A 19,648-nucleotide genomic window follows, 5' to 3' on the forward strand; every position below is an offset into this window, starting at 1 on the left:
CAGCGATCGCCCAGACATCCCGAACACTTCGCCTATGTACAACGGGTGGGCGCCGAGGGTGATGCCGGTCGGCGCGGACTGCCACGAGTGCTCGGCCCCGGTCACGGCGGGTGAGCGCGCATGGCAGGTCACCGCTGGGGAGAAGGACTTCGTGTGGCTCTGCCTCGCATGTGCGCGTCCTTTCGTCACGGGCCGCCCTGGTGCATCGGCGGAATTGGAAGCGATGCGCCAAATGCGGAGCGAACCGATCATCCAGTCAGCCGGACCGAAGCCGGCGCCCCACATCGCGTTGAGGCCTGCGGAGCCGGAACGGACGGCCCCGATGTCGCGACGGTCCACCAAGACGACAGCGCCCCACGTTCGGCGGTGGTGGCGCTTGCTGGCCTTCAGCTTCGCCACGGTTCTCCTCACTGGATCACTGACCGCGGCCGGTGCGGTGGGCCAGGTGCTTGCGGCGTTGATCGGTTTCCCCGCAGTCGCCGTGTTCTGGGTGTCGGTGATCGGGCTGCCGGTAGCAGTCATCCGTGCCCGCCTGGGAGCTCGCCGACAGCCCGCGTCGGTGCCGTGGTCGGCGCGCGCTTCGATGTCGGTGGACGCTGCCCCGACTCCGCGACGCGCCGCGGGACGCAAAGAGGTTCACGTTGCTGGAGCCGAAGACAACTGGGTGAAGGGCGTCCGCGGTGAACACACTGTCGGGGCTGCGCTGGACGGCACCGGCCTGGCTGTCCTTCACGATCGACGCCTGCGCGTGGGCTCCGCCGCGAACATCGACCACCTGGTCGTCGCCGCCGACGCCGTGTACGTCGTCGACGCCAAGAACCTCGCCGGATCCCTGTCCGCAACCGGTGATCGGCTGCAGGTCGGCGGCCGTGACCGGGGCAAGTTGCTCGACGGCGTCCGACGTCAGGCCGAGGAGGTAGCGGCGGCTTTGAGTCGCCTGCAAGTCACTGTTCCGGTACGACCGGTGCTGTGTCTGACAGGTGCCGCTCGGCCCGTCGGGATGCAGTGGGTGTCAGGCGTCCTCCTGACCACTCCGGAGACGGTCGCGCAGATGGTCACGCTGCCTGGCCTGCCCAACATCGGCGCGCAGGGCCGGATCGCCGATCTCCTCGCCTGGGCCTTTCCACCCGCTGTTCGAGATCAACGACCGAGCAGCCCGCAGCGCCGGCACACCGAGACCAAGGTCGACGTTTTTCCGACATCAGCGTGACCGCCGCGCCCCACCGATTTCTCGTTACGAGCCCTCGATAGCGGCGCCAGCGCCCGCCGACATCCGGGTGCTTGCCAGGCATCGACTCAACGGCTGCATGCCTGCGAGTTGATGTATATCCGTTTGCTCGCATTGGACGCAGTATATTAGCGCAGCTCAGCGGCCTGTTGATCTTTGCTCCTGCGAACGCGTGATTGCAGTTGACGGTCATATTGAGTACCTAAAGAGTGCTTCTGGCGCGACCTTCGCCGTAGATGCGTGCCCCCACAAGAAGACACGGGAAGTGGGACCGCCTGCGACCAGGCGGGAGCGTCTCCGCAACCATGGACCTGCTGCCTGGCTGGGCAACTCACCGAACAGCAACGGCAAGCACTGCCCGGGCAGCCGGTCAAGTTCAAGGGGCCGCCGCGAGAGACCCTCAAAGCCCAACGCCGCATGTCCGCTGTCGTGCATCGTTACGGACCCGCGGCGGACGAAGCGGTTTAGCCAATCCCGGTTGATCCCAGCCAAGGCCGCCTGGCCGAGCACCGCAACACCCGACGCACTCAGCCCAGACGCGGCGTGCAACGGGGTGGCCGTGGCGACCGCCGCCTGCACGGCGTCGCCCCAGTCGACGTCCGGCCGGACGTCGACGAATACGACGTCGGCGGGGTCGTGCCGCGACGCCAGGTGTGCCAGCGCCACCTGGTCAATGCCCCGGGCCGCGCACGATCGGGACGGCGAAGGGCGGGAGGTCGACGCCGTACGCAAACCGGGGCGCATAGGCTCATCAGGGCGCCGACCGGCGTCGCCGCGGAAGCCAGGGAGACCAGCACCGGCTCGGGGCCTCGCTCCGCCAGCGCCACCTCAGTGATCAAGCGGCCGGCATGGGCCATGGTGGTCGCTGAGGACGCTAGCGCCTTTGCGAACAGCTGTTGATACTCGGCCCGGCCTAGTCCCCTAAGGTGAGCGACTCCGCGTAGTTCGCCGCGGCGAACCCGATTGCCTCCTCGCGCTCCTCCACCAGCGCCTCCAGGTCGGGCGCCGTGAACTCGGCGCCCCTGCCTCCAGGAACAAACCTGGGTTGGCCACGACGGCAACATCCGCATACCCTGCCCCTCGTTCGCAGCTGCTCTGCGGTTGGGACGGCACAACGCGTGTGGCTTGGGCACGTACCGACTCCACTGCCCTGGCCCGCATCAGCGGCGGGGGGAACCGTGCATAGGCTGAGCTTCGGCGACATCGACTTCGGGATGTTGGACGCCGACAATGAGGTCGCGCAGAATCGCGAGCTGCTGCTAGCCGGCTACTTCGACCTGAATAATGCCTACGGTCAAATCTTAAGAGGGCCAAAGTTTGCCGTCTTAGGCTACAAGGGATCAGGCAAATCGGCGCTTGCCCAGCACCTGACCCTGCAAGCCAGTCGCACCGAGGAATTTAGGGTCAAAACCCTCGAGTTGGACGAGTTGTCATTCGAGGACTTTTCACAAGTTATACAAGGTGACCCTGATTGGATGGCCCGGTACCCCAAAGTATGGCAACTTATCCTTCTGTTGCAGGCGGTTCAAGCCCTCCAGGAGGACGACCGACTACAACTGACCGTTGCTGATGCCTTCCGGGAACTCAAGACTTCCCTACTACTAGCTGGTTTGCTCCCTGCCGGTTCCATATCGGAAGCGGTCCAGGCATTTTTGAACGGCTCAGTCGAGAACCACCCGACTGCCACTGCGCATCGCGTCGAGCGGATGGCCCTCTTCTCAACCCTAGTCAACCAGATCAAGAAGGTACTGACCACGGTCAGCTCATCGAGACGGCACTATATTGTTATCGATGGCACGGATGAGATTTACACCGGGGAGAGCCACCTTTTAGAGATCATCGCGGGTCTACTTGAAGCCGCTCGCTCCCTCAACAAGCCTCTCGCAGACGTGGGCGGAGGCATCAAGATAGTCGTGCTTTGCCGGACGGACCTCTACAGCCGACTTCCTGGGTCCAATCAACACAAGCGGCGCAGGGACCTTGGACTAGAGCTCAATTGGTACGAGGACGCACAGGACCCTAATCACTCGGCCCTGGCCCAGTTGGCCAACACCAAAGCAAGAGTGGCCGACCGTGAGATCGGCAACATATTTGCGGATTATCTTCCCCGCTACATCACTAGGTCCGGCAGACGTGTCCAAACACTTCGAACACTCCTCGAACATACCCGCCATACTCCGCGAGACTTTCTGCAGCTATTGAACAACATCGGAGCGGTGGTCAGTACCGCCGGCAGCGGTACCACTTCGGGGCTCGTGAACGCCACTAGGGTAAACAGAGGCCTGAGTCGCTATTCCAAAGACTATTTCGCTGGGGAGATTCAGGATGAGGTTTGGGGTCACCTACAACAAGCCGAGCGAGACAACATCGTCCCACTTCTCACCGCGATCGGACGTCAGCGGTTTTCCCCTGAAGAGTTCATGCGCGTTGCCGACGCGTCTTTTAGTGGCCTGAACGCAACCAAGGTGCTGCAAATTCTGTTTGAATGTAGCGCCGTCGGAAACGTCCGCGACGTCCCAGGGGCTAATGGTAGGCGCAACAGGATTGTATTCAAGTACCGCAACCCCGAAGCGCAATTGAACCTGTCGGAAGATCTGCTCGTTCACAGCGGCTGGCGAGTCAAACTGAACATTCTCGACAGCGAGCCGCCGAACCCTGGGCGAGGAAGACCCCAGTCCGTGACTCGCACCACGGCAACGCCAACGGCTCCAACCAAGGGACCCACACCACAATCTCCACCCGCGCTCTCGAGCGGGGAGAGTCGTCGTCACATTGATCGATCCAGCGCCCGCGCCCCAGCCCGCAACCAGCCAGGTACTGCGAACGACGCGCCGGCTCTCATGCCTAAGCGGGCCCATGACGAAGTAGCCCCGCCCTCGGCATCGCGGGCCAACCGCCCGGATTCAAAACGACGACGCGCTGTTCGCGATCAGGGGCCGCCAAGAGAGTCGCGACAAGGAGACCACGAGTGACATACTTCCACGTCCGCCTGTCGCGGGAGGGCGAAAAGCATGACGAAGTCACTAATGACATAACCGAAGGCCAGCTCGAGGACCGTTTTTTGGAGCCATACCGTGAGGGTCGCTCGATGGTAGTCAACGGTACCGTCATTCCGCCGGACCACTTGACGCGCATTCGGATATCCACCAGCAGCGAGCCTTCCGACGTACTGATACAGCAGCTCCGAATCGCGGACGCCTCCGGGAGCACCGTCTTTCTCGACGGCCCATCAATGAGTTGGCGAGCAGCGGCTCGCGCCCGTGATGTTACCGACGAATTCATCACCGGACCACCAGGCCAGATGCTGACGCAGCTCGCGACCAGCAAAGAAGCATCGAAGGGGGCACGGGTGAACAATGCTGTCTTTCTGATTCATGGCCGCGACCATCAACAGGTGCGGGTTGTGAAGAATCTTCTCCGCCGCTTAGGCCTGCGCATCGTTGAGTGGGAGCATGCGGTTGCGCGAACCGGTACGCCCAACCCGTTCATCGGGGACGTCGTGGAGGCGGGTCTGGGCATGGCAACGGCTGCTGTCGTTTTGCTGACCCCGGACGACGAAGTCAGATTGCGTGACGAGTTAGTGCACGATGGAGATGGCGCCGATGAGAAGGAGTTGCGCTATCAAGCTCGACCGAACGTGTACTATGAAGCTGGCTTCGCGGATGCCATTGGTCGGCAACGCACCGTCATGATAGAAATCGGCTCCGTAAAATCGTTCAGCGACGCGAGTGGCCGACATGCCGTTCGCTATGACGGCTCCCCAAGTAAGAAAAAGGTCATCGCCGAACGACTAAAGATAGCCGGACTCGATGTTGATGACGCAGGAGAAGACTGGCTCCAGGACGACTAAGAGGGTTATGTGATATCGCGGCGACATTCGGCCGCAAACCACCCTTCAATGCTCGTGAGGTCATTGATGCTCACCGACGCCAAACAAGTGATCGCTTAATTTCACGACCAAGCAGCCATCCTCGAATACCGGGTTGCCAGCGTCCAGACCTTCGCCGGTCAGCGTAGACATATGAGCGAGTGCTGGTGACTCGGCAGCTCGGGGCGAGCTAAGGAAGTCGAATCTCTGACCCGCACAGCGCCAGCCGACCTGACGTGATTCGCCAAAGTCCGCGGATTTCCGAGGAGGGCTGACGTCAGGGGTTTGCCGCTTCGTCGGACTAGGGCGAACGGCGCAGAACCAGGGTCGGAGTGGGCCAACTCCAACCGCCACCGCCGGATAGCCAGCTTAGGCGGTGGAGGTGAGTAGTAACGCCGATCTGTTGGCGGCCGGCGTAGCGATATCCCTGGGCAGTCGAAGGGGACTGCTGCAGCTTCGGTTGACGGTGGTTGGGACTGATCATGCCGCGACAGCGGCCTGAGCGGTGAAGGCGATTTCGTACTCGGCTGGGGTGAGCTTGCCGAAGGCACGCTGGCGGCGGCTGTTTTAGGTGTGCTCGGTCCAAAACACGGTCGCGGCGTGGGGCTCGTCGCGGGTGCGCCAGCGCCGGCGGTCCAGAACGTTCTTCTGCAGCAGCGCGTGCCAGGACTCCATTGCGGCGTAGTCACCCGCGGAGGCGACGCGTCCCATCGATCCCTGCAGGCCGGCGGCGGCCAGAATGGCGCGGAAGGATCTTGCTCGGAATTGGGAGCTGCGGTCGCTATGCACCACCACAAGACCCCTTGGCCGGCGCCGGGCAACGGCCGACCGAAGTGCGGTGGCAGCCAGCTGGGCGGTCATGCGTTCGTTGATCGCGTAGCCGACAATGCGGTTGCTGAACAGGTCCCTAATCGCGCAGCAGTAGAGCTTGCCCCCGGCGGTGGGGTGTTCGGTGATGTCGGTGACCCAGACCTGATCGGGGCGCTGGGCGGTGAAGTTCCGCTGCACGTAGTCGTCGTGCACCGCCGGGCCAGGGCCGTCGCCCGCACCTCGCCGGCCCTTGCGCACCGTGGTCCACCACAGCTTCTACTCCGAGCACAGTCGCCAGATGCGCCGCTCACCGGCGACCAGACCGGCACCGGCGACTTCGTCGGCGAGGAACCGGTAGCCGAATTCCGGGTCATCGCCGTGGTCGTCGATGAGGGCGTTGGTGAGGTAGGCGTCCTTGAGGTCCCGCTGGCTGATGGGAGCGGCAGTCCAGGCGTAGTAGGCCTGGGTCGAGTGGCCCAGCACCCCGCAGGCCCGCCGCACCGGGATGCCCTCGGCGGCCAGGTCACGGACCAGCGGGTAGCTCACTTTGGAAGACTGCCGGCGGCGAAATAGGCCGCGGCTCGGCGCAGGATCTCGTTCTCCATCTCCAGCCGCCGCTTCTCCCGGCGCAGCTGCACAAACTCGTTCTGCTCGGCACTGGTCTGACCATCGACGACACCGTCATCGATGTCGGCCTGGCGCACCCAGCGGCGAACCGATTCCACCGAGATGTCGAGGTCGGCAGCCACCTCGGCCTAGCTCAGATCACCGCGGCGATCGACCCGGACGACGTCACGCTTCAACTCCGGCGGGAACTGCTTGGGCACAGCGACATCCTTCCCGCGGGACAAGATCCCGCGGAACGAGTATCAAGCGCCTCGCGAGGACCGCCGGCATCCCCTCCGCCGACCTGATCAAGCCGCACAGCCTGCGCCATGGATTCACCACCGAAGCGCTCGCCATCGGAATCCCCTCCAAGACGTCCAGGACGCCCAAGGACATCGCGACCCCCGCACGACCCGCCGCTATGACCGGACCCGACACAACCTCGACCGCTCCCCGGCCTACTCCCTTGCCCAGGCACTGCGCCGTCACTGAGACGCGTCCGGCCCGGACTGCGATCCGCCTGTGCGCCAGTACGGCCGGAAGCAGGGCGTCCCGTCGTTGTCCTGGTGGAGCGAGACCCGGGCGACGGCGGGCAGGACCCGGACAACCTCAGCAACGGCCGACGTCACAGGAGCCATCGGAGCGAGGTCACGAATAGCACCCGCCCGCGTCCCCGTGCGCCCACCGGAAGGATCGACCTGCCCCTGGCAGGCTGCCAGAGATGAGCTGCTGGGGGATCGTCGGCATGACACTCCAGATCGTCGGCACGCTCGCGGCAGGTTGGGCGTTGCGGGACAACCTCCGCACTTACGGCGACGGCCGCGGGATGATCCCGGCGGCGTCCCGGGCGCTGGAGTGGATGCAGCACCAGCTCGGCCGGCGGACCGCTGGGACCGCCGTTGCGAAGGGAAGCGCAACCGGCTCCTGGACCTTCAGTGGCACACCGGTCGGTGAAGCGCCGGTTGCCGAGGACGCCCCGGTCCCAGAACAGCTCCAGTTCCTGCGCAGGCGGGTGTCGTACTTGCTCGACGACGTAGCCGATGTGCGCAAAGATCTAGGCCAGGTGCAGCGGGAGATCACACAGATGGTCTCCGAGGCGATCGCCGAAGCACGCGCCCGGGAGGCGGAGCTGAGCGCCGACCTGGCCAGGGTTGCGGCCGGGAGCGCACGGCTGGAGCTGTTCGGGTTGTTCCTTGTCGTTGTGGGGACCGCCGTCTCGGCACTCGGCTGAGCACGCAGCCGTGGACGGCCCCACGAGGCACTATCAGCGCACGAGTGCCTGAAAGCCGTCCCAGACGGTCAGCAGCACCGAAAACACCCCCTTCGACTGATTCTCGCTCGCTGGTTCTAGCCGCGGGACTTCTTGGGATCTCGGCTGCGGGGGTAGGTGTTGCGCTCGCCGATGGTCCCGTCCTTCTTGTGCACCAGGTGCTCCGCGTCCCGCTTCACCGCCATGTCCTTGCCCGTCTCCTGCGCCTCGGCCTTCGTGGCGGCAGTGTTGGACACCTGCTGGTTGCCCTCGACCTTGTTCGCCCACCCCTCGCCGTGCGGCACTGTGTGCACGTCACCCTTGGCCATCGCTGCTCCTCCTCGTCTCAGGCAACACGCCGGGCCAGGTTGGCCCGGATGTCGTCGGCGACCTCGCTGACGTGCCGGTAGGTGTCCACAGGCAGCTGCCAGCTGATCTTCTTGTCCTGCAGGACATCGTTGGCGGCACGGGCGTGGCCGGCGGCCTGCTCCGCATCGCGAGCGATCTTGTTCAGCCGCCAGCTGGGGGATGCCGGCATCCGCTCAATGTCGACCAACTCCCGGTGGCGGGCGCGGACGGCGTGCTCACGCCAGTCGGTGGTCATGCTGGTGGCACCGTCGGGGCAGCAGGAGTTCTCCGGGCAGACCAGCTGGGCGCGCAAAAGGCGATTGCCCAGGATCGCAGCCGACGGCGTGCGGTCGAAGCTGCGGCCGAAGGCGCTGAAGTAGACGTTGGCCTCTCCCCCGCCGCCCTGCTTCGGCTTGTCGGTGGGCCGGCGACGGGCCATCAGCTGGGGGTAGTGACCTGCCTCGGCGTGCCCGGGGCCGGTCTCGTAGCCGGTGGCACCCACACCGGTGAGGGCGGCGCCGTAGAGGCCCTGGCGCCAGGGCAACACCCGGCGCGCTCCACCGCCGACCGCGTGCTGCACCGCGGTCATCAGCATCGCGACGGCCTGGTAGCTGGCCTTGCGCTGCTGGCTCCACGTGTAGGAGACGGCCACGTAGCGGGTGTTCATCTCATCGGCCACGGCCAGGAAGGGGTCCAGACCGGCCGTCCAGGTGGCCTGGGGGCCGAACTGGTGCAGCGATGCAGCGAAGACCGGGGCGACGGGCAGGTCGATGTTCTCCCGCTCGAGGTAGCGCGCGGTGCGCTTGAGCAGGTTGTGGTTGACCCCCAGCCAGGCGCTGTTGCGCCGGTCGACGTAAACGTAGGGCGGGATGAGGACGGTCGCTCCCTGTTCCCGCTGGAAGCCGATCACCTGGTCGATCAGCTCGTCCTGCAGCGCGTGGTGGCCCAGGTCGGCGGCCGACAGCTTCTCCGGGTGGGCGTAGGGCAGCGCGGCCCAGCCCTTGCCCGGCACCTGCTCGTCGGTGAGCAGGTGGGTGAGGGGATCGATCAGGAAGGGGATGGCCGCCATCTGGGCGGTCTCGCAGAGAGTGGGGCGCTCTACAGCGACGTGGGCGTCGGCGACCACCCCGGTGAGCGGCAGAGCGCGGGGGGTCCACAGGCCAGCAGTGGCCGGTGCGCAGAGCCTTTCGATCACCTTGTGGTCCTCGCGGCCAGCTCGGATCAACAGGTCCATGTGGCACCTCCTACGGGCGAATGTCGCCCACTGGGGTGAACGCTAGCACGAACTCCAGTGCGTATCTAGACGCGAATGCTGGTGGTCCTCTATGGTCGAGACGGCACTCCGGACAGCTACCGGAAGCCCACCAGGAGGACCACCCATGAGCACTACCCACGCCGCTTCGGCGGCGTCATCAGCGACCCCACACGCATCATCTGCAAGCTCCCCCCTGTACCAACACGTCGTCGCCGACACCCGCCGCGCCCTGACGCTGGTGGAAATCGGCGAGATCGTCGGCGCCGGAGAGCGCGCCATCCAGAAGTGGGCCGCCGGCACCGCCCGCCCCGAAGGCGCCAAGCGGGACCGGCTACTGGAACTGCAGTACGTGATCGAGGAGTTGTCCGACGTCTACCGCCCCGAGGGCGTGGAGATCTGGCTGCACTCTCCTCAGCGCGCCCTGCAGGGCAGACGCCCACTGGACGTCTTGAAGACAGGTGAATTCCAGACCGTGCTGAAGCTGGTGCAGCGGCTGGCCGGCGGACCGAAGGTCCGCTGATCGTGCAGAGGTCCACCGCCGAACGCGTCGCAGCCGTCACGCCAGTCCGTGTCGAAGGGACGTTCCACCGGCATGCGGCCCTCAACCGTGATGCGTTCGCCGGCGGGGACCAGGGGCGCTGGGGAGAGACCTTCCCCGTCATCTACCTGGGCCGCCCGGTCTCCTCGGTCACGGCCGAGGCCTACCGGCACCTGGTGGAGGAGTACGGCATCCCCGCTGAGTCGGTACAGCCCCGAAGGCTCTACACGGTGACCGTCGACGTGGCCCAGGTCCTCGACCTCACCGACACCGACAACCTGGCCACCGTAGGGCTCACCGAGGACGACCTCCGGTCACCGGTCGATGACTATGAGGCCTGCCAGCGCGTCGCCGCCGCAGCCCACCAGCTGGAAATCCAGGCGGTGCTGGCACCCTCAGCCACCGGCCTGGGGGAGACGCTCGCGATCTTCCGTGAACGGGTGACGTTGACCGGGACCCTCCAGGTCCAGGCCGAAGAGACGTGGGAGACCCTGCCCGCCGACCCGCGCACCGCTCCGACCCTGAGCTTGGTGCGCCGGGCGGACGCGGCAGGACCTTGACCTCCGCTGACCGTCCCCTCCGTTCGAGCCCGGGGTGCCGACCTGGCAGCGCAGCAGCCAGGTCGGCGTCACCTCCCGCTCGGGACTCACCACAGCCACAGCTGCTCGAGCCAGCCGTTCGCCTGAGCCACGGTGGCGAGAACGGTCAGACATCCGCCGGTCAGCCACCTTCTTACGGCTCGCTTCCGAGGAGCCAGGTGACCGTCAGCCTGCGCCGTGGACGCATCGTCCAAGCTTGGAGTGCCGGCCCGGAGAAGTCGCTCTGCGCCATAGGTGAGCCACATGGTGTTGAACGTCTGCTTGTAGGACTGCGTGACCGACGAGGCCAAGATCTTGCTCAACAACACCGGCGCACTGCTAGCGCCCTCATCGCTGGGTCGGGACGGCCCGTCGGGTCCCTGCTCCCCGCGGCCCGGGAGTTCTCCCTGGTCGAGTTCTTGGTCAGCGGACAACGGAACCTCGCCGGCGCAGCTGCTCACGGGTCGGCACGCTTAAGTCGAGGTGGGGCACCCCGCCATGCGGCGCGGGCCTGGTGTCCCAGGGTGGGCGGATCCGCCCGCGACTCCGCGCAACAGCGATGTCATCACGCAGGCGCCTCATGTGACCCTCGACCGAGCGGGCCGTCAGACCGAGCACTGCCCCGGCCTCCGTGGCGCTGTAGCCCAGGCGCTGCAGGAACAGGAGCTTCCTCGTGACGGGACGGGCCAGCTGCATCACCTCGTTGAACGAGGTCTTGATGGCGATGCCGTCTTCCGTAGAGGGGCCCAGAGACGCCACGTCTGGGACGTCGCGGAAGCGATCCCTCAGCTTCTCGTGCCGGACGCGAGCCCACTGTTTGTAGGCGTCCGGGAAGACCTGGAAGGCCGCGCCGACCGCATAGCTCTCCAGCCCAGCGCCGCCTTCGCGGTCGGGGTCCCACCAACCACTGTCGATGGCACGCGTCCAGAACAACGGCAGGGCCATGGCGATGACGTCACAGACGAGGTCGTCGCGCACTGCTTCACTGTCCCGCAGCGCCTGCTGATCCCCCGGCTGGTAGACGGCCGGCCAGGGAAGCTCGGCATCAAGAAGCCCCAGCCGGAGCTTCTTCTTGAGCACCTTGAACATCACCCCGTAGAGGTGATCGCTGAGGTCCTCCCGTAGACGGCTGACACGAAGTCGTTCCCGTCGGGTTCCCGGGTCGCTTCGCATCACCTCCACCAAGTCGCGCTCGGCCCAGCTGATGCCGCGCAGAGCGATCGTCCGCTCCACGATCGGCGCTGAGCCGCGCTGGTCAAGGTGGGTCATCTCTTCATACTGGTGCAAAGACAAAGCTTCCGCCTACCTTCCCGCGCCAACCGTCGCGTCTTAGATCCCGGTGTTGCTGGCTCATATGGCTGGCGGCGTCCAGCACCCCTTAAAAACTTTCCGATGTGTCGTCCTCAGAGGACGAAGACGTCCACGCGTCTCAGGCGATCAGGGCCGCGCCGCTGGGGCGGCGGGGCACTTGGTGCTTGTCCAGCGCGCCGCGGACGGCGGTCTGAGACCGGTCGAAGAGCTCGGCGACCTCGCGCAGGGATTGGCCCTCGCGGTAGCTGGCGACGATGAAGGCTTCGAGCCGCTCCTGCAGCAGCGGGTGCGCTATCCCGGGTGCCGGCGAATTCCGGCCGCGGCTGCAGCTGGGGACGGGGCGGGTACGGCACGGCGCCGGGTGTCTCCAGCTGCCCGGTCGCAGCCCCGTGACCTGGAGCCGTTGTCCCGCGAAAGGTGAGCTAGCTGGCTTCCCTACCGTCTGGGAGGGTGCACCATGACCGTCCCCCTGGGTGTTCGCATCGAGCTCTACTCCGACGAGAAACTGCACACCGCCTACCTGCGTGAGGACCTGCAAGCCGCGGCCGCCCCCCGAGCCGGCGAGTCTTTCGCCCCGGGTGCCCTGGGGCAGGCTGCTGATCCCGTCATCGACTTGATGCCGGTGGTGCACCACGTCGAGCACTACGTCGTCCCTCCCGAGGGCACAGCGTGGCCTTACACGGGATCCCCGCTGATCATGGCCGTGGTGCGGCGCCAGGACGTCCCTGTCCAACAAGCCCGGGAGATCGAAGCGGCGATGGACGCCGAAGGCTGGTCCTGCCGCATGTTCAACAACTGACGCCCACGCTCCCGGCTGGTTGTCCTGTCGCACACCGCCAGTGCCCGGCCAGGGTGAGGTCGCGCCCCCGACTGAACTGGTAGACGGCCGGCGTGGCCGGCGAGCGAGGCGGCCGGCGCGGCCGGCCGGCAGCTTGCTGACGGGTGTCCCGACGCGCTAGCTAGAGCCGTGAACCCGAAGAGGCCTTTCCGACACAGACCCGTGAATAGGTGAGTTGCAGGCGCGCGTCAGCGCCCCGGGCGCCAGCCCGGGGTTGTCACCCCGCTGGTCAGGCGGCCGGTTGGTCGAGGGTGACGTTGTGTCCGAGTTTCTCCAGTTGGGCGACCAGCCGGCGGGTGTGGGCCTCGTCGTTGCGGCGGGCGAGCCAGTCGGGACCCAGGTCTCGGTAGGGCTCGTCCCGCAGCAGCATGTAGTAGGCCGAGACGAGGATCGAGTGGGCGACCGCGACCTGGGCTCGGCTCATCCCGCGCCGGGCGGTGAGCCGGGCGTGCTGGGCGGCGAGGTAGTTCTTGCCCTTCATCCGCCCCACCGAGCCGGCGGCCTCGACCAGCATCGCGGTCAGCCACTTGTTGCCCGGGCGGGTGCCCACCGCGGTGTGCTTGCCGGCTGATTCGTGGACTCCTGGCGCCACGCCGGCCCAGGCGGCCAGGTGTGCCGCCGTCGGGAAGCGAGACATGTCCGCGCCGGTCTCGGCGACGATCACCTGCGCGACCTTCTCCCCCACTCCGGGAATGGTCTGCAGCAGCTCCAACTGGTGCGCCCACGGGGCGAACCCCGCTTTGAGCACCGCGTCGAGTTCGGCGAGGGCGTCCTCGACCAGCTCCAAGCGGTGCAGCATGGAGCGGGCCAACTGGGCGTGGCCAGCGTCGAAGTGGCCGGTCAGCGCCTCGGTCAGCGCGGGAATCTTGGCGCGCATCTTGCCCTTGGCCAGCTCGGCGAGGATCGCGGGATCACGCTCGCCGGCGATGAGCGCGTTCAGCATGGCCCGCGCCGAGACCGTGGTCAGGCTGGAGGCGACCACCGACAGCTTGATCGAGGCGTCTTCCAGCATGAGCTCCAGCCGGGTGGCCTCCCGGGTGCGGTCGCCCATCAGCTGCACCCGGTAGCGGGTCAGCATCCGCAACCGGCGGATGTCCGGCGGTGGCACGAAGCTCGGGCGGACCAGCCCGCACTCCAGCAGCTGGGCGATCCACTCCGCGTCCCGCACGTCGGTCTTCCGTCTCGGGATGGCCTTGATGTGCGCGGCGTTGGCCAGCCAGACCTCCATCACCTCCTCCAGGCAGTAGAACGGCGCCTTCCAGTAGGTCGACGTCGACTCCATCGCCGCCACCGTCACCCCGCACGACAGCAGCCAGTCCCGCATGACCTCCAGCGCCCGGGTCGTCGTCGAGAACGTCCGGACCTCACTGCGCCGGCCCCGCGAGCCCGGCGTGCGCACACAGACGGTCAGCGACGCCTTGCCGATGTCCAGCCCGGCGACCCGCTCGAACAACACCTCCACTGGGACCCCTCCTTGCGGTCCGCGACTGATGGGGCGTCGCCCGGAGGGTCCTCTGCCAGGAAACAGACCCACGCGCTCACGGCAGCAATCAAGGGGCACCCGAGGACCCCGCGCCAAACACCTCAGCGGGCTCCCCCGCACCAATGTGTCACGACGTCACCGGACGACCCGCCCATTCTCATCCCCAAGGGCAGCGATCCAAGATCGCAATCGATCACACCTCTTGCATCCACGGTTCTCCTTCCGTCGTGACGGATCGGGGTGACGTCGGCTGGGACATCGATCCGGACAGTGGCCGGCATGAGCAGACGTCGAAGTGCATCCGGGCGGTCTCAGACCCGGCGCCGAACAACGGGCGTCCAGCAGCTTGGTCGGCCGGACACGTCGCCGTGCGGTGACCCGGGTGGCGATTCGGCGGAGGCAGTCGAGTCTGTCGCCCTGCCTCGACGGCGAGCCGCGTCGACGTGCGGGTGGTGCGGCGGGCCAATCACCGTCAAGGCGACCGGGCGGCTCCCGAAGTGGTGCTCAGCGACGTGCCGGCAGCGAGCCTGGGAGCAGGCTCGCGCGGCCTCGTCCGGGCTTTCGGCGGTGCAAGTCGTCGAACGACGCGTGGAAACCCCGGTGCCCCTCCAGCCGACCCGGCACGACTGGCCCCGCCTGCTTAGTGAGCTGGTCACCCAGCTCGACACCGGCCGCATCTACAACCGTGACCTGGACGAGCTGTCCATCGCCCTGACCGCGGTCGGCGTCTCGATGACCCGCCGGCTCTACATCCGCAGCCGCACGGCATCCCGCCCGAACTGACCAAGACGCCGTGGTGACATGCCAGTCAGCCCGGGGTGACGTCGACCAGCTGAATGTCACCCCAACGCTGTTGGCAGCAATCGAGCGGCACCAGCGCCTCTCCGGGATGACCGGCTCCACCCGTCGTCGTCCAAGGAGATGCCGTGGCCGTTCGCCTGCTGACCACAGAAGAGGTAGCCGCACGATTCCGCACCAGCCCGGCCACCGTCCGCTACTGGCGCCACATCGGCATCGGCCCCACCGGGGTCAAAGCCGGCCGTCGGGTGCTCTACGACGAGGCCGAGTGCGACCGGTGGTGGCAGGCCAAGGTCGCGGCATCGCTGCACGGCGCCCGCTGAGCCGATCGAGCCGCCACAGGACCACCACTGTCTACGGAAGGCGCTGTCAGCTGAGCTGCCGTACAGCTCGACCTGGCTGCCCTCCGCATCGCTGACCCAGCCGAATAGACCTACCTGATCGAAGTCTTGGTCTCCTCGGCCACGTCCGCTCCCCCGGCAACACCCGCCTTGAAGGCGGCCTTGGGGACACTCCGGCGCGCCACCTCGGAGCTTCGCTACGAGGAGAGGGCGACGACAAGCCAGAAGATAGGTGCGATCAAGTCCTAGCACCTCGATAGGGTCCCCCTGTGCCGGCATCTTTTGACGCGTGGTCCGACCAGCACTGGGACCGTTCCTTCGCTCGGCATACCGCCCAGGTCGAGACGATCAAGCTCCTCGTGACTTTTACGCTGGGTATCGCTGGCACCCTGGTCGCCACCGCGCTGCAGGTGGAACCACAGAACGGCTGGGACAAGTCCGCGGTCGCCATGCTCGCCATCGCCTTTGTCTTGACCCTGTGCGCTGTCGGCCTTGATCGACTGAAGTGGCCGGACAGGCAGACCGCGCTGGATCTTCAGACGACGAATACCTGGACCGAAGCCCAACTCCTCAGGTACCTGAGCGGAAAGATGCGACAGGCTCACGGCGAGAACGAGATCGTGGTCAGCTCCGTCCGACACGCTGCAGAGTTCCAGGTCCTCTTCTCCTTGGCGGCCGCCGGCTTCGCTGCGACCTCCTTGTTGCAGTAAGCGGCGTAAGGTCAGAGCATGGGCAGACGAGTCCGCGATGGGCTGCAGACGGTCGGTTGGGGACCGTTCTCGCTCCCCGGCGAGCGCGAGCGCCTGCACGCCGCTGAAGCGCAATTGATCGCTGAGGTCAACGCCGTACAAGCGACGCCGCGAACTGCCCAGGATCCTCCGGCGCTGGATGAGGACCCGGCGGACCGGGAGGGTGTAGCTCTCGACGGCCCAGCCACGGTCTCCCCCGCGCCGCGCCCGCCGGCCACCAGGCAACACGCGGGGGGAGCTGCGCCGCCCCCTCCCGAGGCCACACCCTCCACCTTGTCTCCGGGCGAGGCCAGCTCGTCGACTCCGGAACCAGGGCCATCCCCTGCAACGGGTCAGGCGGGTGCTGGACGTGCCACTGTCCGACCTCGATTTGACTCGCAGGTTCTCGGGTGGCGCAGAGACTCCGAACGCTTGAAGGCCTTGGAGACATTACTGACAGACAGTGACATGAGCTTTGCCAGCTGGATGAAGGACACACCCCAGCCCGAGGCTGCCGTCCTCGTGGCCGTCAATACTGCGCTAATTCGTCTCGACGAAGCTCCAGGGGCTAATGCTGCGAAGTTCCGTGTAGAGCTGATTGAATCCAGCCGGCACCTGCTACATCTGCTACAGACTCTGGACAATGGTTTGGGCAGGCCATCATTGTCTTCGGACGCGCCTGCCAACCGCCCTCGCCGTAGAACGTCTTCGGAGAGAACTCCGGGTATTGATATCGGCCCCTGACGATCGTTGGCTTGCACTGCTAAGCGAGGCTGACGTTCTCCAACATAGGGCCGCACAAGCATGCACTGGGACAGCCCGAAACTTGCGCTTTGCAACGCTCGAGAAGTATGAGTAGATGCACGAAGGCACGTTCTTGAACTCCAACCCGACATCGGAGTCAGGGCCACTGGACATCGCCCTCAGCGGGCAGGGCCAAGGTGTCCCCTAGTGAGCCGTTTGGGGACAGGGCGGCACATCCCCGCGGCTTCCGACCGACTCTCAGACCGGCACCGGTGACGCCGTGCTCCGGTACGAAGGCCCGGCTGGGATAGCCGCGATCTCGGGCAACCACGCGGCCCGACACTTCGCGGTGAAGGTATACGCGAGCTCGGACAAGCGGTCACGAAGCGTCGTGAACACCACCGATCCCTACGCCGGCTCCGTCCCGTGGCCGGCCGGCCCCTTACTCGTTGTCGTCAAGGCTGCTGGCGACTGGTTCATCGCCATCAGCTGAGGAGGACCGGGTTGTCGAGTTTGGGGTGTCCCAAAGTGGGCCGCTCTGGGACACCAGCGCCGGACATGCGGTGACGCCCGGCGAGACGTCACCGAGCTCGCCCGAAGGGCGGCTCCAGGACGACCTCGGGCGACCGTCGCGCCATGCCGTGTCACCAGGTCGGGGCCGGGCGCGACGAGACCAGCGAGATCGGCGTCCAGGCGATCCGCAGGACAACGGCCTTGCTGATGTTCATCCCGGCTGGGTTGACGGCAGGCAAGATCGCTATCTGGCCACATACTGGCGATCATGGTTGATGTGCCCTCCAGTGTCATTCCGGCCGCAGCAGCCCTGGCCGGAGTCGTACTCACCCAAGCTTGGAACACATGGCACTCGCGTGCTCAACGACGGAATGAAGCGTTACACAAGCTATGGAATGAACGCAGACTGTCCCTTCACAGATTCATCGTTGCTTTGAATCAAGCATTGGACTCAACGCGCGCCGCGATCCTCGGCTCGCGTGGCTCATCAAAAAGGGCAAAGCTCGAGGATGACAGCCGGGAAGAAAAATGGGCGCACGCTTATGAGCTGTACATAGAGCTGGAGATTATATTTCCACAAGCGGCCGCGAGAAGGGTATGGGATCATTTGCAGGACGCGTACGAATGGCGTCGCAAGGCCATTGCAGCTGTGGACCACCACGGTGCACCTCGACACCATCAGTTGATTGACGACTTGCGACCTTGGTTAACCTTCCCTGAGCAGGATCGACTACCCAGCAGGAGTGGTTCCCGTAGCGTGCCCGAACCACCACAAAAAGCAATCGAGACGGTGTTCAAGAGAGTCGACGAGCGAAATGCTCAGTGATCAGTAGCCGTCTTGCGCTTGGCGGCGGTCAGGCCGGATTCGACGCCGAGGCGAAGCTTCTTCACTTCCAGGCTTCGTCAGACCCCGTTCCGAAAGGCCGTGAAGTCCGCGTCCCGGGAGGGAAGGCGTCTCCAGTCGCACAGGTCCCCCACCTGCACGGCGTGCGCGAGTTGGGCCGAGCCAGTTTCCGCACCGATGTTGGCGCCATCTTCGGGCGCGGTCGTCAGCACTGCCACGAAGAAGATGGTCGTCAGGGTCAGGACCAGCGCGGCATGCGCCACGAGCAAAGCGGCGCCAAACACGGCTGACGCCAACTGCAGACATGGCATCGCTATCGAACTGGACCGGGTCCTGTCCAGGGCGCCTGCCCCAAAGGGGGTCACTGGGCGAGCGATGCGCCCAGCGGGACAGTGGCGGGGCCAAGGAAGCGCGAGCCAGACCAGGTGTCCCATAGTGGGCCGCTGTGGGACAGAGGGTGGCTGACCTGACAGCCGTCCGCTCCTGAGCGCCTGGCTAGTGCCAACGCTCGTCCGGTCGGCCATTTCCCATCGACTCGTTCCGCTCCGCCTACGCTCGACTAATGGGGCTTACCGAGCCTTCCGGTCCTCTGGCAGGTTCGGTGCCGGTAGCGGCCGGTGGGTCAGCACTCTCCTCGACGGAAACGCGTTGATTCCTACGCTCAGATCGTGCGCCCACCGGTCGTGAGGGGGCGTGACCGCTGATGGGATGACGTGCCCCGGGCGCTGTCCGGTGAGCACTTGACCATTAGTCCGCTGGCTGTTTCCCTCCGCGCTGCCGACCGCAGTGAGCCGACCGGGGGGGGGGGGGCGATGTTGTTCGTTGGGGATGACTGGGCCGAGGACCACCACGACATTGAGGTCCAAGGCCAAGACGGGCGCCGGCTGGCCCGGGCCCGGCTGCCGGAGGGCATCGCCGGGCTGGCCCGGCTGCACGAGCTGATCGCCGAGCACCTCACTGATGAGGACGTGGATCCCCAGACCGGGTTCGTCGGGCAGAACGTGGTGATCGGGATCGAGACCGACCGTGGCACGTGGGTGTCGGCGCTGGTCGCAGCCGGCTATCAGGTGTTCCCGCTCAACCCGGTGCAGGTGGCCCGCTACCGGGAGCGGCACGGTGCTTCGGGTGCGAAGTCCGACCGTGGGGATGCGCATGTGCTGGCCGAGATCGTCCGGCTGGACCGGGCGCACCACCGGCCGATGGCCGGTGAGAGCCCGCAGGTGGAGGGGCTGAAGCTGGTGGCGCGGGTGCATCAGAGCGCGATCTGGGACCGCACCCGTCACCTGCAGCGGCTGCGCAGCGCACTGCGGGAGTTCTTCCCCGCCGCGCTGGAGGCCTTCCCCGTGAACTGGCCGCCGCCGATGCCTTGGAGCTGCTCGAGCGCGCCCCGGATCCGGCGCGGGCGGCGCGGCTGTCCAGGTCGAGGATCACTGCGGCGCTGGCTCGGGTCCACCGCCGTGCCCCCGAGGCCAGGGCCGAGGTGATCCAGGCTGTCGACGACGGGTGAAAACTGACCCCCTGGCGACGGTTGAAAACGGACCCCCTCCTCGATCATGAGGAGTGATGAC

The 19,648-nt window shown here is 66.2% G+C and carries 18 protein-coding genes and 1 pseudogene; 12 read left to right on the forward strand and 7 right to left on the reverse strand.

The window, feature by feature from the left end; all coding sequences use genetic code 11:
* Window positions 1-376: 376 nt before the first annotated feature.
* Window positions 377-1,210, forward strand: a complete 834-nt coding sequence (locus O2W18_RS20990; protein ID WP_269189359.1) for a nuclease-related domain-containing protein — start codon at window positions 377-379, stop codon at window positions 1,208-1,210.
* A gap of 545 nt (window positions 1,211-1,755) precedes the next feature.
* Here the strand turns inward: O2W18_RS20990 and O2W18_RS21795 are convergent.
* Window positions 1,756-2,298: a cysteine protease StiP domain-containing protein gene (locus O2W18_RS21795; protein ID WP_442929155.1), complete on the reverse strand. Its 543-nt coding sequence runs from the start codon at window positions 2,296-2,298 to the stop codon at window positions 1,756-1,758.
* 108 nt (window positions 2,299-2,406) lie between these two features.
* Here O2W18_RS21795 and O2W18_RS20995 point away from each other — a divergent pair, with 108 nt between their 5' ends.
* The gene (locus O2W18_RS20995) at window positions 2,407-4,200 is read left to right on the forward strand and encodes a P-loop ATPase, Sll1717 family (protein ID WP_269189360.1); all 1,794 of its coding nucleotides are present in this window, start codon (window positions 2,407-2,409) and stop codon (window positions 4,198-4,200) included.
* A complete protein-coding gene (locus O2W18_RS21000) occupies window positions 4,197-5,078 on the forward strand; it encodes a nucleotide-binding protein (RefSeq protein WP_269189361.1) in 882 nt (293 codons plus the stop codon). The genes O2W18_RS20995 and O2W18_RS21000 overlap by 4 nt, the downstream gene beginning before the upstream one ends.
* 498 nt (window positions 5,079-5,576) lie before the next feature.
* Here the strand turns inward: O2W18_RS21000 and O2W18_RS21005 are convergent.
* Window positions 5,577-6,733, reverse strand: a pseudogene (locus tag O2W18_RS21005) (IS3 family transposase).
* A gap of 524 nt (window positions 6,734-7,257) precedes the next feature.
* Between O2W18_RS21005 and O2W18_RS21010 the strand changes: the two are divergent.
* A complete protein-coding gene (locus O2W18_RS21010) occupies window positions 7,258-7,743 on the forward strand; it encodes a hypothetical protein (RefSeq protein WP_269189362.1) in 486 nt (161 codons plus the stop codon).
* A gap of 116 nt (window positions 7,744-7,859) precedes the next feature.
* On the opposite strand, the gene O2W18_RS21015 is transcribed toward O2W18_RS21010, so the two are convergent.
* Together O2W18_RS21015 and O2W18_RS21020 are read right to left on the reverse strand one after the other, a co-directional pair.
* On the reverse strand, window positions 7,860-8,090 hold the full coding sequence (locus O2W18_RS21015; protein WP_269189363.1) for a DUF2188 domain-containing protein: 231 nt from the start codon (window positions 8,088-8,090) through the stop codon (window positions 7,860-7,862).
* Between the two features lie 17 nt (window positions 8,091-8,107).
* On the reverse strand, window positions 8,108-9,343 hold the full coding sequence (locus tag O2W18_RS21020; RefSeq protein ID WP_269189364.1) for a hypothetical protein: 1,236 nt from the start codon (window positions 9,341-9,343) through the stop codon (window positions 8,108-8,110).
* 145 nt (window positions 9,344-9,488) lie between these two features.
* Here O2W18_RS21020 and O2W18_RS21025 point away from each other — a divergent pair, with 145 nt between their 5' ends.
* Together O2W18_RS21025 and O2W18_RS21030 are read left to right on the forward strand one after the other, a co-directional pair.
* Window positions 9,489-9,884: an antitoxin Xre/MbcA/ParS toxin-binding domain-containing protein gene (locus tag O2W18_RS21025; protein ID WP_269189365.1), complete on the forward strand. Its 396-nt coding sequence runs from the start codon at window positions 9,489-9,491 to the stop codon at window positions 9,882-9,884.
* Between the two features lie 2 nt (window positions 9,885-9,886).
* Window positions 9,887-10,462: an RES family NAD+ phosphorylase gene (locus tag O2W18_RS21030; RefSeq protein ID WP_269189366.1), complete on the forward strand. Its 576-nt coding sequence runs from the start codon at window positions 9,887-9,889 to the stop codon at window positions 10,460-10,462.
* 441 nt (window positions 10,463-10,903) lie between these two features.
* Here O2W18_RS21030 and O2W18_RS21035 read toward each other — a convergent pair whose 3' ends face one another.
* Window positions 10,904-11,749, reverse strand: a complete 846-nt coding sequence (locus tag O2W18_RS21035) for a hypothetical protein (protein WP_269189367.1) — start codon at window positions 11,747-11,749, stop codon at window positions 10,904-10,906.
* A gap of 499 nt (window positions 11,750-12,248) precedes the next feature.
* Between O2W18_RS21035 and O2W18_RS21040 the strand changes: the two genes are divergently transcribed.
* A complete protein-coding gene (locus O2W18_RS21040) occupies window positions 12,249-12,590 on the forward strand; it encodes a hypothetical protein (protein WP_269189368.1) in 342 nt (113 codons plus the stop codon).
* Between the two features lie 268 nt (window positions 12,591-12,858).
* Here the strand turns inward: O2W18_RS21040 and O2W18_RS21045 are convergent, their stop codons facing one another.
* Entirely contained in the window at window positions 12,859-14,091 is a 1,233-nt protein-coding gene (locus O2W18_RS21045) for an IS110 family transposase (protein ID WP_269189369.1), read from the reverse strand.
* A gap of 621 nt (window positions 14,092-14,712) precedes the next feature.
* On the opposite strand from O2W18_RS21045, the gene O2W18_RS21050 reads away from it, so the two are divergent.
* From O2W18_RS21050 to O2W18_RS21065, 4 genes are all read left to right on the forward strand, one after another.
* Window positions 14,713-14,895 carry a hypothetical protein gene (locus O2W18_RS21050; RefSeq protein WP_269189370.1) on the forward strand — a complete coding sequence of 61 codons (183 nt, stop codon included), beginning with the start codon at window positions 14,713-14,715 and terminating at the stop codon, window positions 14,893-14,895.
* 143 nt (window positions 14,896-15,038) lie between these two features.
* A complete protein-coding gene (locus tag O2W18_RS21055; protein WP_269189371.1) occupies window positions 15,039-15,233 on the forward strand; it encodes a helix-turn-helix transcriptional regulator in 195 nt (64 codons plus the stop codon).
* A 287-nt stretch (window positions 15,234-15,520) separates the two neighbouring features.
* On the forward strand, window positions 15,521-15,961 hold the full coding sequence (locus O2W18_RS21060) for a hypothetical protein (RefSeq protein WP_269189372.1): 441 nt from the start codon (window positions 15,521-15,523) through the stop codon (window positions 15,959-15,961).
* A gap of 1,543 nt (window positions 15,962-17,504) precedes the next feature.
* Window positions 17,505-18,062, forward strand: coding sequence for a hypothetical protein (locus tag O2W18_RS21065; protein WP_269189373.1), 558 nt, complete (start codon window positions 17,505-17,507; stop codon window positions 18,060-18,062).
* A gap of 77 nt (window positions 18,063-18,139) precedes the next feature.
* Here O2W18_RS21065 and O2W18_RS21070 read toward each other — a convergent pair whose 3' ends face one another.
* Window positions 18,140-18,391 (reverse strand): hypothetical protein, encoded by a 252-nt coding sequence (locus O2W18_RS21070; protein ID WP_269189374.1) that lies wholly within the window; start codon window positions 18,389-18,391, stop codon window positions 18,140-18,142.
* Window positions 18,392-18,793: 402 nt separating this feature from the next.
* Between O2W18_RS21070 and O2W18_RS21075 the strand changes: the two genes are divergently transcribed.
* A complete protein-coding gene (locus O2W18_RS21075; RefSeq protein WP_269189375.1) occupies window positions 18,794-19,564 on the forward strand; it encodes an IS110 family transposase in 771 nt (256 codons plus the stop codon).
* The last annotated feature ends 84 nt before the right edge of the window (window positions 19,565-19,648 follow it).

Source organism: Modestobacter sp. VKM Ac-2983 (genome assembly GCF_026967885.1).
GTDB lineage: Bacteria > Actinomycetota > Actinomycetes > Mycobacteriales > Geodermatophilaceae > Modestobacter.